The following is a 17,980-nucleotide window of genomic DNA, read 5'->3' as shown; positions in this document are numbered from 1 at the left end:
AACGGTGGGGTGGAGTATTATGTTTACTCAAAGTGTGGAGAACATTGTCGAGGCGGCAGTCAGCAAGCGAGACCAAATGAATGAAAGTTTACCAAGATATTTTCTAGCAGCCCTTTTGGCAGGGGCATATGTAGGCATTGGGATTATCCTTATTTTCTCGCTGGGAGCGCCTCTAGCGGCTGCCAAATCGCCTTTCCAACCCCTCATTATGGGTGCATCCTTCGGTATTGCCTTGACTCTTGTTGTGTTTGCAGGCTCAGAGCTGTTTACCGGAAATAATATGTTCTTTACGGTTAGTACACTTGCTGGTAGAACAAGTATCTGGGATACTGTCAAGAACTGGGTGCTTGTGTTTGTAGGGAATGTGATAGGGGCAGTGATTTTAGCACTTTTGATTCGAGGAACTGGGCTATTCAGTGCGGCTCCCCCAGAGCATCTGATCTTTGCGGCTGCAGCCAAGAAAATGAGCCTTCCGTTTTCAGAGCTATTTTTCCGTGGGATTCTATGTAACTGGCTGGTCTGTCTAGCGCTATGGATGGCCTCACGCGCCAAAAGTGAAACTGCCAAGCTGGTTCTAATCTGGTGGTGTTTATTTGCCTTTATTGCGAGTGGATATGAGCACAGTGTGGCTAATATGACGCTGCTGAGTGTTGCTGTGTTGCTCCCGAATCACCCTGACACCGTTACAATTGCCGGATGGATCCACAATATGATTCCTGTTACCTTAGGAAATATAATTGGCGGTGGCGTATTCGTCGGTATGGCCTACTGGATGATCTCTCCCGTGCGGGGTACTCAGACCAAGCGTTAAGAGTATATATAGTTATAGGGCTGACCCAATTTCGGGTTCAGCTCTTTTTCTAAATATAAGAAAGTATAAGTTTCACGCTATAAATTATCCTTATATTTCTCGCATAAACGCTTACCGTCCATTAGGGACGCCGAAGGCGTTTTTGCTTGTCTTGTGGGATAAAAAAAGACGCCTATGTTTAGGCGCCTTTGACCACTCTATTTTATATTGTGCAGAATAATTGGGTCATATATGTTTCATTGAGGAGAATAGAGGGTATATTATAAACGGAAATTAGATGCGGCAGATCTCGTTTGGACACATTTCGCAGTGGCAAATTTCCTGCAGCATGCCAAGATCCTTGATGACAATCATACCGTTCTCGTACTCAACCGCGTCTTTTTTACGCAAGTCGCTCAACATCCGGTTCACACTCTCACGAGTAGCGCCGATCATGTTGGACAAATCTGTATGCGTAATTTTTTTGTTGATGAGAATGTTCTCACCATCGCTGCTCTTCTCACCATAGGTGTTGCCGAGTCGAATGAGAGTGGAGCAAAGTGCGCCTGGTTTTCCGTACATCATCAGATCACGGAATTTCGTTTGAGTTAGACGGTGATGAATGCCCATCCATTTCATAAAGTCGATGGCAAAATCACAATGTTGGCAAATGAGAATTTCTAAATCCTTTTGCTCGATGACGCCAACTTCACTTTCTTCAATCACTTCTGCAGTAAAGCTGTGCTTGGTGCTGAAGAATGGGTCCGCTTGACCTACCATATCGCCGGCTTGGTACATATAAAGAATAAGTTCTTTACCTTCATCCGTTGATTTAGTTAATTTCACACGTCCACGTTTGATATAAAACAATTTATCCGAGTAGTCGCCTTCCCAGAAAAGATGTGAACCCTCTGGAACAACGCGTTCTTTCATAGTAACAAGAAGTCTGTTGAAATTCTGTTCGGAGAAACAGTTTGTATTTCCGTGGGCTTCGATGACATTGTAATGTTCTTTTAGCATAATCGACATCCCCTTTATTCCCTCAGTTTTTCAGTAAATTTTAAATTAATTATACCTCTAAATTCTTCGATTTGGTTAAGAAAAACCATTTAAAAGTGTCGAATTTTCAACATTGTGATTATTTTCACTTCAAAAGTGCAAGATGTAATATGATTTTTAACAAAAAAGGAGTAAGAAGTATATGTTCTTTATATATCAGCAGTGGCAATCCATTATTCTCAAATAATGGGTCTGTCGCTGTTTTTTTTGTTCTTATTAGATTCTACATATTATACTGCAAAAATTCATGATATAGAAATTCGTTCGATTTCAACTCCGTATAAACGCACACATCTTCATTAAGGTCAGACATTGGCGCAACGGGTATGGAACGATATCCTGAGAATGGAGCAAAAACCAGGAGAAGGGGAAATCATACATGGCTAAAGTGGCGGACAAATATCTTAAGGTAGATCCTTGGGCAATTATTGAAGAGGGCTTTGATCCAGAACGAAATCGGACCTCGGAATCTATTTTTTCACTAGGAAATGAGTATATGGGTGTGCGGGGGTATGCTGAGGAAGGTTACTCTGGGGATTCCCTGCAAGGCAGTTATTTCAACGGGCTAAATGAACAATTGGACATTGGCAATCATTATAAGGGGATTATTCGCTCGCTGAGATATATGGTAAATGCGGTGGACTGGCTGTATACGCGGATCACTGTGAATGGTGAACAGCTTGATCTGGCAAAAAGTAAAATATCGGATTATGTGCGCAAACTGGATCTTCGTAGTGGGACCTATCGGCGGGAGCTAATCTGGCACCTAGATGATGGAAAAATCTTAAAAGTTGTCTTTACACGCTTGGTAAGTATGACGATGTCTCATCTGGGACTACAGCGGGTGGAATTTGAGCCCCTTAATTTCTCGGGCAGCGTGGACATTTGTGCAGGTCTTGATTTCAGCATTATTCATGAGGAACGCGGTGAATGTATGTGGAGTAGTCTCCGCAGTGGAGAACAAGGATCTACCACAGCTATTATGGCGAGAACAGTGAATACAGCTAACAAGCTATTCTCTAGCTTTTCTTTACAATCTTCACAGCCGCTTCAGCTTACACGAGTTGAACATGAGAAATTTATTGGACAAAGCTTTACTATGGATCTTGCTCAGGGAAAAGCGACCCATTTTACAAAGCTGGTTATCAACTATTCGGATAGTGAATCTGCCCATACAGCTGAAGAGCTGTGGAGCAAAGGGCTAGCTCTTGCTGAAAGTGCAAATCAACTGAGCGATACTCAAATATTCGCGGATCAGACGGCATATTGGAATGGTATCTGGGAGACAAGTGATATTCGGATTGAGGGCGATCCTGAGAATCAGCAGGGCATTCGTTTTTGCATTTTCCAGCTTTATCAGACTTATCATGGTGATCATCCAGGGTTCAACATCGGCGCTAAAGGATTGACTGGAGAAGTGTATCGTGGTTTGGCGTTCTGGGATACAGAGTCGTATTGCTTACCATTCTATATGTTTAATAATCCTAAGGCTGCACGGAGTTTACTGGACTTTAGATATAAGACATTACCTCAGGCTATGCAACGTGCTAAAGATGTTGATTGCGATGGCGCTTGCTACCCTATTGCTACAATAGACGGAACAGAAAGCTGTGATCTCTGGCAGCATTCGAATCTTCAGCTTCATGTAGGGACTGCTATTTCCTATGGTATCTGGCATTATGTCAAAAATACTGGGGATAAAGAATTCTTGCACAGTAAAGGCGCTGAAATGCTGATCCAGATCAGTAGATTCTATGCTACACGCGGTCAATGGGGTCAACAGAGTGGGAAATATGGATATTTTGGCGTAATGGGTCCTGATGAGTTCCAATTGATGGTGAATAATAACTGCTATATTAATTTGATGGCCCAAAAATCATTTGAATACACCTTAGACACCCTGAGTGAAATGAAAGAACAGGCACCAGAGGCTTTTGCAATGGTTGCGGAAAAGACGGGACTCCGTGACGAAGAGCTTAGCGATTGGAAAAATAAAGCAGACAATATGAAGATTCCGGTTGACGAAGTGACAGGAGTATTTGAGGAGCATGATGGATTCTTCGATATGCCACATATTGATATTCATTCCATTCCTGTAACAGAGTTTCCGCTCTACTCGAACTGGTCGTATGATCGATTGTATCGTTATGACATGATTAAGCAACCGGATGTTCTCATGTTTATGTTCTTATATAATGGACAATTCTCTAAAGAAGCGAAGCTTGCTAACTATGAATATTACGAGTCTAGATGTATTCATGAGTCTTCACTTTCACCTTCGATCCATTCCATACTGGCAAGCGAAATCGGTAAGCCAGAAGAAGCCTATTCGTTCTTTGAATTTGCGACAAGACTGGATTTAGACAATTACAACCGTAACACGCGCGAAGGATTGCACACGACTTCGATTGCAGCCGCTTGGATGAATATTGTGTATGGCTTTGGAGGTATGCGTTCAGATGGGGATCGTTTGTCCTTCCAGCCTTCATTGCCGGAGCGCTGGAACGAGTATAGCTTCCAAGTGATGTATGAAGGGGTATTACTACGTATTTTGGTCAACAAGACTTCAGTAACGCTCACCGCAATTAATGGGGGTAGCACTGATATTACAGTGTATGGGCAGTCAATTACGGTGGACGCATCCGGGACGACGCTTCCGCTAGGTGAAGGGATGTTGGCTCGATGAGCTGGGCGGTTAGGGATAGCTGTTTTGACAAGCAACTTGTGACGACGAACGGGAACAAATATATGTTAGGCAATGGCTATATGGGATATCGCGGGACACTTGAGGAATTCGGTAAAACTGAGTTAGTTGCCGTAACTTTAGCTGGTCTATATGACAAAGCGGGAGATAAGTGGAGAGAACCTGTCAATGCTCCTAATGGATTATGGACCAAGATTGTCTGCAACGGTCAACCTTTAAGTGTGCTAGAGCAAGAACCGAGCTCTCATGTTCAGGAGCTGAATATTCGTAGTGCCATTCATCATCGGAGCACTGGCTATAGTCTATCTGATGGTGGGATGTTGACATTTACAGCAGATCGTTTCGTAAGCCAGGACAATCTTCACCTGCTCGTTAGTAAATACTCTATCCATAGTACACAGGACTGCCAAATTGTGATTGAGACCGGGATTGACGTAGATGTATGGGATATCAATGGTCCCCACCTCTATGGTCAAAAAGTACAGTCACAGGGTGAGGTACTAGTCTCTTCCTCCACTAGTGGAGAATTGAACATTCCGGTAGTTGTGGCGGAGAGAGCCGTATTTAATTTCGGAGATCAGCAACTGGATGAGGGCGCTAGTATTCGCCGGATTTCTTTTGAAGCGCGTGCGGGTGAGACCTATGAATGGTTTAAGTACGTTGCGGTATATACTGGACTTGATGTTAGTGTACCGGAGTCAGAAGCAGTAAAGTCTGTTCTAGCTGCTGAAACGCTCGGTTATGACGAGTTATTACAGGCTCATCGCCAGCAATGGGAAGAAAGATGGTCGCTTAGCGATGTCATTATCGAAGGCGATGAGGATGCTCAGTTTGCTCTAAGATACAGTATTTATCAGCTGTTAATTATTGCACCTACAGTTTCGGAAAAGGTTTCTATCCCGGCTCGAGGTTTATCGGGTCAGGTCTATAAAGGGGCCGTATTCTGGGATACGGAGATGTTTATGCTGCCTTTCTTCCTGCATACTGATCCAACGGTTGCTCGCAACCTGATGATGTACCGGATTCATACCTTGGACGGAGCTCGCCGGAAGGCCGCGGAATATGGTTTTTTGGGAGCATTCTATGCTTGGGAAAGTCAGGATACAGGAGACGATGCTTGTACACTGTTTAATGTGAATGATGTATTTACCGGTCGACCAATGCGGACTTATTTCCGTGATAAGCAGGTTCATATCAGTGGGGATGTTGTACATGGGATCTGGAAATACGTTCAATTTACAGGTGACGAGAGTCTGCTGACTAGCGGAGGGGCGGAAGTGATCTGGGAATGTGCCCGGTTCTTCTACTCTTATGCTTACTATAATTCAGTAAAAGAACGCTTCGAGATTCTAGATATAACAGGTCCAGACGAATATCATGAGCGTGTGAACAATAATGCTTTTACGAATGCTCTGGTTAAGGAGACACTGGAGATTGCCTTGCGCACAGCAGAATTGCTGCAAGATAAGTATCCGGAAGTGTACAACCAACTGTCTACAGAGTTTAGTGAAGGTCCGTTTCTGACAGAGTTCAAAGCTATGCTGGATAGCTTCTATGTTCCGCAGCCAGACCCTGCCAGTCTTGTCATCGAACAATTCGACCGTTACTTCACCTTAGAAGATGTTAGGCTGCCAGATTTGAAATCCCGTGTACTTAACAAAAATGAGTATTTGGGTGGCGGTAATGGATTAGCCACAACCACAACAATACTGAAGCAAGCGGATGTCGTATTGATGTTAAATCTATTCAAACATTCCTTCACCAAGGAAGTGAAACAAGCGAACTGGGAATTCTACGAACCGCGCACCGAGCATGGGTCAAGTCTTAGTCCTTGTATCTACGCTTTGGTAGCTGCCGATATTGGTTCGCCGGATTGGGGATATCCATATTTTATGCGCACGGCTACTGTTGATCTCACGGGAGAATCTAAGCAGTACGTAGGCGATCTTTATATCGGTGGTACCCACCCAGCCGCTAACGGTGGTGCTTGGATGGCTGCGGTGCTTGGTTTTGCAGGGTTGGATTATGATGGGGGAACTGTCCATATCAAACCTTCACTGCCTAAACATTGGCAGTCTGTTGAGCTTCCGGTTACGCTTCGGGGGAATACCTTTAAGCTGCGGATCAGCAAGGATGAAGTTACAGTTATCACAGCAGCCGACTACAGCGGGACTCTGGTGTTCTCGGTACAAGGGCGAGAAGGAAAGCCCTGTGGTGCAGGTGAGAGCTTGCGGCTAACCTTGGCCGAAACAACAGTATAGACATTAACTAACAACGGAGAGGAAGTAAATCCATGTTGCAAAATATGAAGGGTGCCATTTTCGATCTGGACGGCGTTATCGTAGATACGGCCAAATATCATTATTTGGCTTGGGCGAGTCTTGCTGACGAGCTAGGCTTTACATTTACAGAGGAGGATAACGAACGTCTTAAGGGCGTGAGCCGGATGAGATCGCTCGATATTCTTCTGGAAGTTGGTGGCCTACAATTTGAAGAAGCGGAGAAGCTTGCGATGGCGGAGAAGAAGAATCGCCTATATGTAGAGTACATCTCTAAGCTTGAGGAGTCGGAACTGCTTCCTGGGGTCAAAGAATACTTAACAGGACTGAGAACGCGCGGGATTGGAATTGCGTTAGGTTCAGCTAGTAAGAATGCAGAATTTATTTTGAATAAGCTGAACATTACGGATCTGTTCGATGCCGTAGTTGACGGTAACAAAGTGTCACTTGCCAAACCGGACCCGGAGGTATTCTTGATCGCTGGTCAGGAGCTAGGCTTACAACCGGACGAATGTGTCGTGTTTGAGGATGCGGAAGCGGGCGTTCAAGCAGGTAAGGCCGCAGGTATGAAGGTAGTAGGTATAGGTAAGCCGGAAGTACTGAAGGAAGCCGATATGGTTGTAAAAGGATTGTATGAGTTGTTGAGTTAAATAAAAAGGTGACCGACTCCAAAGTAGCTGATGCTACTGTGGGGTCGGTCTTTTTTTGCTTTAAATTCCTGTGCTCACGCTGTGTATTCAGCTATCAAGTACAACTGCGCACACCAAGTAGTAATGTCGCTCATTGGGTAATCCAATCGCTCATTGGGTAATCCAATCGCTCATCCAAAGGCTCAACAAATGTGAAGCCCACAACAGTGTAAAACAGAGGCGAATAATACCTCTCATAGCCCCACGCAGTGGTCCCTGCCCGCCCTCCCTTTTTTCTGTTTTCGGTTTTTTTGAGAGGGAAGAAGGTCATGGAGAGGAATTTTGGAACTGGAGGAGCGAAAGCGTCCGCCTTTGTCTCCGGATTTTATCCGCCAGTGGCGGTATAAATCAGAAAATCTGGAGACAACAGCGGCCGTAAGTCCAAAGTTTCCTCATAATGACACCATGATTCCCTCTCATTCAAATCCGTACAACAGAAAAAAACTACATACAAATGACCATAAAAAACTTTAAAATGAACATATGTAAGCGTTTGTCCCTTTGATATAGTTATTGAACCCGGAGGTGTGACAAAATGTTGTCTAGGCTGATTAGATTGATTCGAAAGCTGAACGTCAAGCAGCAGCTCATCCTACTATTCCTGATTATGATTTCTCCGATCTTCTTTTTGAACATATATGGGAATTTAAAGGCAGAGCAAATACTGAAGCGCCATGTTACGAATGCATATGTGGAATTGAACAAGCAGAACTTTACGATCATTAATCGGGATATCGATACAGTTAATAAAATCACTACCACCGTGATTCAAAATCCTCTGATTCAGCAAATGAATATGACTGGCTCGGATACCATACTGGAGCGGGTCAAACGATATGAGACAATAGAGAAGCTGTTGGTCAGTTACTCTCAGGGGGCTGAACGTGGTGATGGCATCTATTACTCCCTTTATATATACGATCCGAATGATTATTACTTTTTTGCTCCCAATTTTCCACAGGTTAAGAAGGCGGGAGTTTATTTCTTTTCTAAAGCCGAAGAGCCTTACTGGTTTGAGGAGGTTGTTCAGAAGAAAGGACGCGGCTCACTGAAGTTCACGGAAAGGCTAAGCGCTCAAGCGGAGAATTTAAAGACACTTACTTACATGAGAGCTGTAAACAACATTTCCAGAAAAGCGGAGACTATAGGGGTTTTGGTCATCACCAAAATGGACTCTAAAATTGGAGAATCTCTCAAATCCATCTCTTTGCCTGACGGCGAAATTTATTTAACAGATTTAAACAATCGTGTTCTCGCCTCCACTACGAATAATACTGGAGAAGTGATTGAGCTGCCGGAGACGGTTGTTGCCGAGGATCTGGAAGGTACAGTGGATGTGATTACCTCCGATTTTATCTATGTGGTTAACAATAACCATGCGCTTGGACAAAAACTGGTCTACAAAGTTCCGGTGAAGGCGCTACTGCAGCAACAGAACGAAATGAAAAGTGTTATTCAATATATCACCGTGGCTTATGCAGTATTTGGACTAATTATGATTACGTACTTCTGGCGTTCATTAATGACTCCTTTGCAAAAGCTGGCTTTTTTCGTGCGAAAATACGAGCCGGGTAATCGAGTTCCAGAGACACCACGGAGGGGGAGTAACGATGAGGTCAGTGTGCTGATTGCTTCTACTTATGATATGGCCCGAAGGCTGAACGGATTAATCACATACAAATATCAGATGGAGCTTAAACAGAAGGAATCCCAGCTTCAACTTCTATATCAACAAATCAACCCTCATTTGCTTTACAACACCCTAGAGAGCATTTATTGGAAAAGCTCTTTAGAAGGAAATGTCGAATCCGCCGAGATGATCAAGGAATTGTCCAAACTAATGAAGATCAGTCTTAGTCGTGGAAGGGAGCTGATCAGCCTTGAAGAAGAGCTGGAGCATGCAACGGCCTATATCAAGCTACAGCAGCACCGTTATGATTATGTATTTCAAGTTGTGATGAATATTCACCCGGATACGAAAAGTAACCTAATTCCAAAAATCACGCTGCAGCCATTAATAGAAAATGCTATTATTCATGGGGTTAAAAATATGGGCGAGGATGGTGAAATCACCATCACAGCAGTGTGTGAGGATGGAACCGTTAGGATCTCTATTGAAGATAACGGCTATAAGTCTGTTGACTATGAAGCCATAGAAGCTGTATTGAATGATGAAAGCCCCAATCCCACTAGCGGTTATGGTATCCGCAATATTAACCAGCGTATTCATTTACATTTTGGCTCTGATTATGGCATCAGCTATACCCCTCGTACAGAAGGCGGAACGCTAGTAACAGTTAAGCTTCCGAAATCGGAGAATCAGGACTAAGGAAGGGGAGCATGCAGATATGTTCAATATATTGGTTGTGGATGACGAACCATTGATTTGTAAAGGATTGAGCAATTTATTAGCTTCATCCGGGCTGGATATTTCTAATATCTATACAGCTAATAGCGGATTTGAAGCACTAGACTGTATACGTATGGAGGAAATTGATCTGCTCGTTACGGACATACAGATGGGTGCGATGAGTGGAATTGATTTGATGCAGCATGCCAAACTAGCCAAACCATGGGTACAGACCATCGTGATTTCTGCTCATGAGACGTTTCAATATGCTCAAATGGCTGTTAGGCTCGGGGCAAAGGATTATTTAATCAAGCCTTTGAATAGTGAGCAGTTTTTGGATTCGGTCCGAAATGTACTCCTTAAGATGGGGAAGCCCTCACCAGAACTAGATGTCTTCATGTCTGGAATTAACGAAAGCTTTCGACTGGAAGAGCCGCTACCGGAATATAGCAAGCTCTTGAACGAATTGCTCATTGACCCTGGAGTTGTACTAGCTGAAGGAGATAACCTGCTGAAGCTGGATAACCTGAAGCTACAAGGGCCGTATTTTTCCGTCTTAAAACTTAAGGTACCACTGACTGGAGTAAACCAGGAGAAGCAGTATACTATTCGGGACAGACGGCTTCTTTGTTATGCTGCGCTGAACATTGCCAAAGAATTAATGGATCAGGAATGGAACTCGATAGCCTTTTATGCGCCAGATGGAGAAATTACGATCATTATTCAATGGGATGAAAAAAGCTATGAGGATTCTTCTGCCGGCCAAATCAACAGGCTAGATATACTTGGTCGTAGTCTACATTTTAATATCCATAAATATTTACATCTGAATGTGGTCATTGGCATTAGCCAGATTTTAAAGGGGCTTTCGTTTATGGCCGTGTTGAACCGTCAGGCCTCTAATGCAATTCTCTGGAATAATGAGCATAGTGACCATTACGTGTTCTATTATGGGGATTTCAACTGGAACAGTTACACGAGTGATCCTTCTGTAGAAGAACTTCATACGCATAGCAATCTGATCGTACAAAAAGCAAAAGAATATATTGACGAGAACTATGCGCAAAAAGGACTTACTATTCACGATGTGGCTAAGAAGAATCATGTTAGCCCCAATTATTTGAGCTACCTATTTAAGAAAAATACAGGTTATAACCTGTGGGAATATGTAATTAAGCTCCGGATGGAAGAAAGTCGGGAGATGATTTTGAATACCGATCTTCGCAGATACGAAATTGCGGAGCGTGTGGGTTATGAATCGCCCGAGCATTTTAGTAAAATTTTCAAAAAATATTATGGGATTAGCCCCAGTGAATTGAAGAAGTAAAAACACTCATGACTTCGGTAGATATAGACATGTTCAGTACAACCCTCATTTCCTACAATTTAAGGTAGGAAGCATTTTGCGAAAAATGCTGATAGAACAATGGAATGAGGGAGCCTGATGAATCAAACCGCAGTAGTAACCGAAAACCCGGCGACGCTGAAGGGGACACCGTACAAGCAAAACCGCTGGAAGAAAAACTTTTGGGGATATATGTTCCTCGTACCTGCCGTAATTATTTTTATTATGTTCTTGTGGGTTCCAATTTTTAAAGGCTTACTGTACAGCTTCTACCATGTTGATTTTGTGAAAGGTAATAGCTTTGTAGGCTTTGAGAACTACAGTAGAGCACTTAGTGATCCAGATGTTTTGACCGCATTAAAGAACACTGGGTATTACATGTTTCTATGTCTTATTATCGGTTTTTGGGTTCCGATTGCTTTTGCCATCATGATCTCGGAGCTGAGAAAGTTTGGGGGCTTTGTACGTGTAGCGGCTTACCTTCCTTTCGTAATGCCTGGTGTGGTTCTCTATGGACTGTGGAGATGGCTTTATGATCCGGTGGGCCCGATTAATGCGTTACTAGGCACAATGGGTGTGGATCAGGTTGCCTTCTTAACAGATACAAGATGGTCGATGATTTCCCTTGTGTTTATGGAAACATGGCAGCAGTTCGGATCAGGGATGCTAATTTACTTAGCTGCTGTACTCAGCATTCCAAGAGATTGGTATGAAGCCGCTGAGATTGATGGAGCAGGTATATGGGCACGTATAAAGTACATCACATTGCCTTCACTGCGTAATTTAATCTTTTTGATGCTGATCCTGCAAATTATTGGTACTTCACAAGGGTATCAGTCACAGATGGCGCTGCTTGATGGCGGTCCAAATAATACTACGCTTACCTATGCGCTGTTGATCGTGAAATATGCATTTACAAGACTCGATTATGGAACAGCTACTGCGCTTGGCATGTTAATGTTCATTGTCCTAGGTGGTTTGGGCATTTTACAGTTCAAGCTTAACAAGGAGGACTACTAAGATGAAAAGCGCAGATAGAGGAATTCTTTCAGAACACGATTTGAAAAAAACAAGTAATAAGATTGTTTATGGCTTGATGTGCGTAGTCATTTTGGTTATGGTTTTTAGCATGCTATACCCTATTTGTATGACGTTATTCAACGGGTTGAAGTCGAATCAAGAGGTGAATTCATTCCCGCCGCATTTTTTCCCTCAGGAATGGCACTTCAGTAATCTTAAAGATGCGATGAATTACATTGATCTACCCATGTTCCTTAGAAACACCATTTATATCTTTTTAGGGAATATGGTCGTGACGCTTGTCGTATTGGGAATGTCGGCTTTTAGTATTTCTCGTATGAATGTTCCTTACAAAAGAGCTATTTACTTCTTCTTCCTGATGACATTGTTTATTCCGGCGACCAGTTACATGATCCCGAACTTTGTCAATTTGAAAGAGCTCGGATTGCTGAATCAGTATGCGGCCTTCTGGTTGCCAGCGGGAGCGAACACGTTCTACTTTCTATTGTTAAAGAACTTTTTTGACGGGATTCATCCAGAAATCTTTGAAGCAGCACGAATTGATGGGGCCTCTGAGCCGAGAAGCTTTTTCTCCATTGCCGTGCCACTATCCATTCCGATTTTTGCTACATTAGCGATCTTTATCTTTTCTACTGCATGGAATGACTGGTTCTGGCCATCTCTGGTTATGCACAGTGAAGAGAAATACACGCTTGCGACAGCCATTTATAAATACGTTATTAATGTGAAGGCACTCAATACTAATATTAAATTTGCAATCCTGTTTATAGTATCCTTGCCTCCAATCATTGTCTTCTTGATTTTCCAGAAATTCATTATGCGTGGGGTTGCTTTGTCGGCAGTGAAAGGATAAGCAATTATCGACGAATTTATCCACGGATCGTAAACATGCACATGAAAGGAATATAAATGCACCTCGTTTGTAAACGGTTTCTAATTTATGATCGATATGTAAGATAATTATGAATTGAAAAGGGGAGTTTCAATGCGTAAGTACTCTAGCGTTCTACTAAGCGTACTTGTAGCCGGATCGTTGCTATCTGCTTGCAGCGGCAACAATAACGGAAACACAGCGGGGAACAAAGGCGGGGAAGCATCTGCTGCGCCAACAAATGCGGTAACGGATAATACAGCAACCGCTACGGATGCACCAGTGGATGACATTACTCAAAGAAAAGTGACGATCAAGATTCACTATCCAACACCTGACCTGACTGAAATAAGAGCACAGGAAGACGACAAAATCAAACGTTTCCAAGAGGTATATCCGAACGTAGAAATCGTTAAAGACGACTGGCAGTACAATGTAAGTGAAATAGGAATCAAAATGGCTGCGAATGAAGCACCAACCTTCTTTAATACTTTTGCTACAGAAGCTAAATTCCTGGTTGAAAAGGGCTGGGTTGCTGACATCACAGATCTGTGGAACAAATATGAATTTAAAGATCAAATTAACACCGTGCTTCAAAATCAATTTATTATCGACGGCAAAGTTTTCGGAGTAACACAAAAAGGTTATGTAACAACCACTATGATCAACAAAAAAATGCTGGATGAAAAAGGCGTAGCCATTCCACCTATGGATTGGACTTGGGATGATATGCTGAATACGGCTAAAGGTGTAGCTGATGCCAAAAAAGGTATTTCCGGTATTGCTCCAATGGGTAAGGGGAACGAATCAGGTTGGAACTGGACCAACTTCCTGTTTGAAGCTGGCGGAGAGATTCAAAAGATTGAAGGCGGTAAGGTTATAGCTACATTTAATTCCGATGCTGGCGTTAAAGCACTGGATTTCTACAAGAAACTTAGATGGGAAGCTAACGCGATTCCTCAGGACTGGGCACTTGGTTGGGGCGATGCTGTAGGTGCGTTCCAACAAAGTCGTACAGCAATGGTAATGGCCGGATCTGATGGCGTTATCGAGCAAGCATTGAACCAAGGTGGACTGAAACCTGAGGATGTGCTTACGTATCCTATGCCAGCTATGGAAAAAGGCGGAAAACACACAGGGGTACTTGGTGGTGACTATCTAGTAATCAATCCAAATGCTACGCCAGATGAACAAGAAATGGCATTCCGCTACATTACTTTTGATTATTTCTCTGACAAAGGTTTGGAAGCACTGGATGCAATTCTTCAACAACGTACAACCGATGGCAAATACTTTATCCCGCCGCTCTTAGACTACTACTCAGCTGATTCTGAGTTTGGTAAGAAGATCAAAGCGGTTTATGACAAGTACACAAATGTATACCAATATAGCCCTGACATTATGGGACTTTTGGATGGTAAACCTGAAGCTCAATACAACACACAGGACTATTACGCAACCATGTCCAATGTTATTCAAGAGCTGTTCTCCAAAAAAGGAACGGATTCCAAGAGCCAGTTAGAAGCAGCAGCTAAAACAGTGCAAGAGAAATTCTTTGATACGATTAAAGCGGAATAGTCTAATGCAAAAACCGGCCCCTTTGGGGTCGGTTTTTTGTTCTGAAGATTTATAAATTTATAAATCTTCAGAAATAGTGATAATCATTTGGAAATTATTACAGTGTAGAGAAATCGTAATTGACTGTGATGAAGAGAATACATTTTTGTGTACTGATTTTAGATATATGGAATAAAAAGGAGCTGAAATTTTGCTTATTAAAGTATAATTCTAAGATTTAAAGGTTTTTATAGCACATAATATGGTAAAAAGACTATAATATGATCGAATGAAAGCGCTTTGAAAACAAATCAAAAAAACTTTATACTTTGTGAAAGATTTCACTATACAAGGTGGAAATCATGTGATAAGATAAATGTGTAGAGAAAAACAACTAAAAATTGACAGGAGGACGAGGGAGATGGCAGTTAAGAACGAAGTCGCCGCCCAAGTTAAACAAGTTACCGCTGAAGAGTATATTCAGAATTTAGTGGATAAAGCAAAAAAAGCGCATGAGGCGTTCATGGCGCTAGACCAAGAGCAAGTTGACACAATCGTTCATGCAATGGCGTTGGCTGGACTCGACAAACATATGTACCTCGCAAAATTGGCCGTAGAAGAAACTGGACGCGGCGTATACGAAGACAAAATTACGAAGAACATCTTCTCAACTGAATATATCTGGCACGGAATTAAATACGATAAAACAGTAGGCGTTATTGAAGACAACGCTTATGATAGCTTCCAAAAAATTGCTGAACCCGTCGGAATTGTTATGGGTATCACACCGGTAACCAACCCTACATCCACCACGATGTTTAAAGCGTTGATTTCGATTAAGACACGGAACCCTATTATATTCGGTTTCCACCCATCTGCGCAAGAGTGTAGTGCAGCTGCTGCAAAAATTCTTCATGATGCTGCCGTGAAAGCTGGCGCTCCTGAGAACTGTATCCAATGGATTGAAATGCCAACAATGGACAAGACAAACGCATTGATGAACAACCCAGACGTTGCTCTTATCTTGGCAACTGGTGGTTCTGCAATGGTAAAAGCAGCTTACAGCTGTGGTAAACCAGCACTTGGCGTAGGCCCTGGTAACGTACCTGCTTTCATTGAAAAGAGCGCGGATATTGATCAAGCCGTAACGGACATCATTCTTTCTAAAACATTTGATAATGGTATGATCTGTGCTTCCGAGCAAGCTGTTATTATCGAAGAACCAATCTTCGATCAAGTGAAGAAAAAGATGATTGCTAATGGCTGCTACTTTGTGAATAAAGAAGAAGCTGCCAAACTGACTAGTGGAGCAATGAACGTAGATAAATGTGCGGTTAACCCAGCAATCGTAGGTCAATCCGCAGTGAAAATTGCTGAAATGTGTGGCATTCAAGTCCCTGCCGGCACAAAGATTCTGGTAGCAGAACTTGAAGGTGTAGGCACTAAATATCCACTTTCCGCTGAAAAATTAAGCCCGGTTCTTGCTTGCTACAAAGTTAAGAATGCAGATCAAGGTATCGAACGCGCAGCTCAAATTGTTGAATTTGGTGGTATGGGACATAGCTCGGCTATCCACTCCAACAACGAAGAAGTAATCATGAAGTTCTCTAACCGTCTGCAAACAGGACGTATTCTCGTTAACTCGCCTTCCACACATGGTGCGATCGGCGATATCTATAACACTAATATCCCTTCGTTGACTCTGGGCTGCGGATCTTATGGTCGTAACTCCGTGTCGCAAAACGTTACAGCAATCAATTTGATCAACGTGAAAAGGGTGAATCGTCGTACCGTGAATATGCAATGGTTTAAAGTACCTGACAAGATCTATTTCGAAAAAGGCGCTACTCAGTACCTGACCAAAATGCCTGATATCACACGTGTCGCAATTATCACTGACCCAATGATGGTTAAGCTTGGATATGTTGAAAGAGTTGAACATTACCTGCGTCAACGTCAAACTCCTGTAGCTATCGAAGTGTTCTCTGAAGTTGAACCAGATCCATCGACAACTACAGTTGAAAAAGGTACTGCAATGATGAACAGATTCCAACCGGACTGCATTATCGCACTTGGCGGCGGCTCCCCAATGGATGCTGCAAAAGGAATGTGGTTATTCTATGAACATCCAGACGCAGACTTTAATGGTCTGAAACAAAAATTCATGGATATCCGTAAACGGGTATACAAATTCCCTAAACTTGGTAACAAAGCTAAGTTTGTAGCGATTCCAACAACTTCGGGTACAGGTTCGGAAGTAACATCTTTCGCAGTTATTACCGATAAAACAACTGAACAGCACACTAAATATCCTTTGGCTGACTACGAGTTAACTCCAGATGTGGCTATCATTGATCCAGAGTTCGTATACAGCTTGCCAAAAACTGCTGTTGCTGATACAGGTATGGACGTATTGACACATGCTATCGAAGCTTATGTATCGGTTATGGCGAGTGACTATACTGATGGTCTAGCTATTAAAGCGATCCAACTGGTATTCCAATACCTTGAAAAATCGGCGCTGGAAGGCGACAGAGTAGCACGTGAGAAAATGCATAACGCATCAACACTTGCTGGTATGGCCTTTGCCAATGCATTCTTGGGTATTAACCACAGTTTGGCGCATAAATGGGGCGGACAGTACCACACTGCTCATGGTCGTACTAACGCGATCCTTATGCCACACGTTATCCGTTACAATGCTAAAAAACCTACGAAGTTCGCTTCGTTCCCTAAATATTCGCACTTCGTAGCTGATGAGCGTTATGCTGAAATTGCCCGTATTCTGGGATTGCCAGCTCGCACAACTGAAGAAGGTGTAACTAGCCTGATCAATGCTATTCGCGATATGAATAAAAAATTGGGCATCGAAGAATCGTTCCAACAACTGGGCTTTGATCCTAAGGACTTCGAATCCCGCGTAGATTACTTGGCTGACCGTGCGTTTGAAGATCAATGTACAACTGCCAATCCTAAGCTGCCACTGGTTTCTGAGCTTGCTGATGTATACCGTAATGCGTTCTACGGAAGATTTGATAATTAATAAATGGTTATATAGAGAATAGGATAGTTGTGGACTTAGATAAAGGTGACAAATATCACTCGAAAGGTGATATTTGTCACAGTGTTTTTATAGAAAATAAACTAGAATGTTTATATAAACAACGATCCCACATATGAAATGTTGATTGTGAAATTTGGAACAACCACATCTTTTGGGGATCACGAGACACGGGATCAACCTTCAAGCCCGCGATCTCTACAAATATAATAAATATAGATGGAGGGATTTAGC

The 17,980-nt window shown here is 42.7% G+C and carries 11 protein-coding genes; 10 read left to right on the top strand and 1 reads right to left on the bottom strand.

From position 1 onward, the window contains the following. Positions 1-19: 19 nt before the first annotated feature. On the top strand, positions 20-811 hold the full coding sequence (locus MKX41_RS16420) for a formate/nitrite transporter family protein (protein WP_042190547.1): 792 nt from the start codon (positions 20-22) through the stop codon (positions 809-811). 273 nt (positions 812-1,084) lie between these two features. On the opposite strand, the gene MKX41_RS16415 is transcribed toward MKX41_RS16420, so the two are convergent. After that, complete coding sequence (locus MKX41_RS16415; RefSeq protein ID WP_042129903.1) at positions 1,085-1,810, bottom strand: Crp/Fnr family transcriptional regulator; 726 nt, start codon at positions 1,808-1,810, stop codon at positions 1,085-1,087. 418 nt (positions 1,811-2,228) lie between these two features. Between MKX41_RS16415 and MKX41_RS16410 the strand changes: the two genes are divergently transcribed. The 9 genes from MKX41_RS16410 to adhE all read left to right on the top strand — a co-directional run bounded on the left by MKX41_RS16410 (position 2,229) and on the right by adhE (position 17,728). Further along, positions 2,229-4,535, top strand: coding sequence for a glycoside hydrolase family 65 protein (locus MKX41_RS16410; RefSeq protein WP_339242905.1), 2,307 nt, complete (start codon positions 2,229-2,231; stop codon positions 4,533-4,535). Beyond that, positions 4,532-6,814, top strand: coding sequence for a glycosyl hydrolase family 65 protein (locus tag MKX41_RS16405; protein ID WP_340971899.1), 2,283 nt, complete (start codon positions 4,532-4,534; stop codon positions 6,812-6,814). Before MKX41_RS16410 ends, MKX41_RS16405 begins: the two co-directional genes overlap by 4 nt. A 32-nt stretch (positions 6,815-6,846) precedes the next feature. Beyond that, a complete protein-coding gene (gene pgmB / locus MKX41_RS16400; RefSeq protein WP_076300843.1) occupies positions 6,847-7,482 on the top strand; it encodes a beta-phosphoglucomutase in 636 nt (211 codons plus the stop codon). Between the two features lie 574 nt (positions 7,483-8,056). Further along, positions 8,057-9,850, top strand: a complete 1,794-nt coding sequence (locus tag MKX41_RS16395; RefSeq protein WP_340971897.1) for a cache domain-containing sensor histidine kinase — start codon at positions 8,057-8,059, stop codon at positions 9,848-9,850. Positions 9,851-9,869: 19 nt separating this feature from the next. Continuing rightward, a complete protein-coding gene (locus tag MKX41_RS16390; RefSeq protein WP_042190532.1) occupies positions 9,870-11,198 on the top strand; it encodes a response regulator in 1,329 nt (442 codons plus the stop codon). A 117-nt stretch (positions 11,199-11,315) separates the two neighbouring features. Continuing rightward, positions 11,316-12,236, top strand: coding sequence for a carbohydrate ABC transporter permease (locus tag MKX41_RS16385; RefSeq protein ID WP_042129891.1), 921 nt, complete (start codon positions 11,316-11,318; stop codon positions 12,234-12,236). A gap of 1 nt (position 12,237) precedes the next feature. Next, the gene (locus tag MKX41_RS16380) at positions 12,238-13,110 is read left to right on the top strand and encodes a carbohydrate ABC transporter permease (RefSeq protein WP_042190530.1); all 873 of its coding nucleotides are present in this window, start codon (positions 12,238-12,240) and stop codon (positions 13,108-13,110) included. Between the two features lie 132 nt (positions 13,111-13,242). Beyond that, positions 13,243-14,706, top strand: coding sequence for an ABC transporter substrate-binding protein (locus tag MKX41_RS16375; RefSeq protein WP_340971889.1), 1,464 nt, complete (start codon positions 13,243-13,245; stop codon positions 14,704-14,706). Positions 14,707-15,106: 400 nt separating this feature from the next. Continuing rightward, positions 15,107-17,728 (top strand): bifunctional acetaldehyde-CoA/alcohol dehydrogenase, encoded by a 2,622-nt coding sequence (gene adhE, locus MKX41_RS16370; protein WP_042129885.1) that lies wholly within the window; start codon positions 15,107-15,109, stop codon positions 17,726-17,728. The last annotated feature ends 252 nt before the right edge of the window (positions 17,729-17,980 follow it).

It is taken from the genome of Paenibacillus sp. FSL R5-0475 (genome assembly GCF_038004585.1).
GTDB lineage: Bacteria > Bacillota > Bacilli > Paenibacillales > Paenibacillaceae > Paenibacillus_AQ.
The sequence above is the reverse complement of the archived record's forward strand: the minus strand, read 5'-3'. Positions and strand labels throughout refer to the sequence as shown.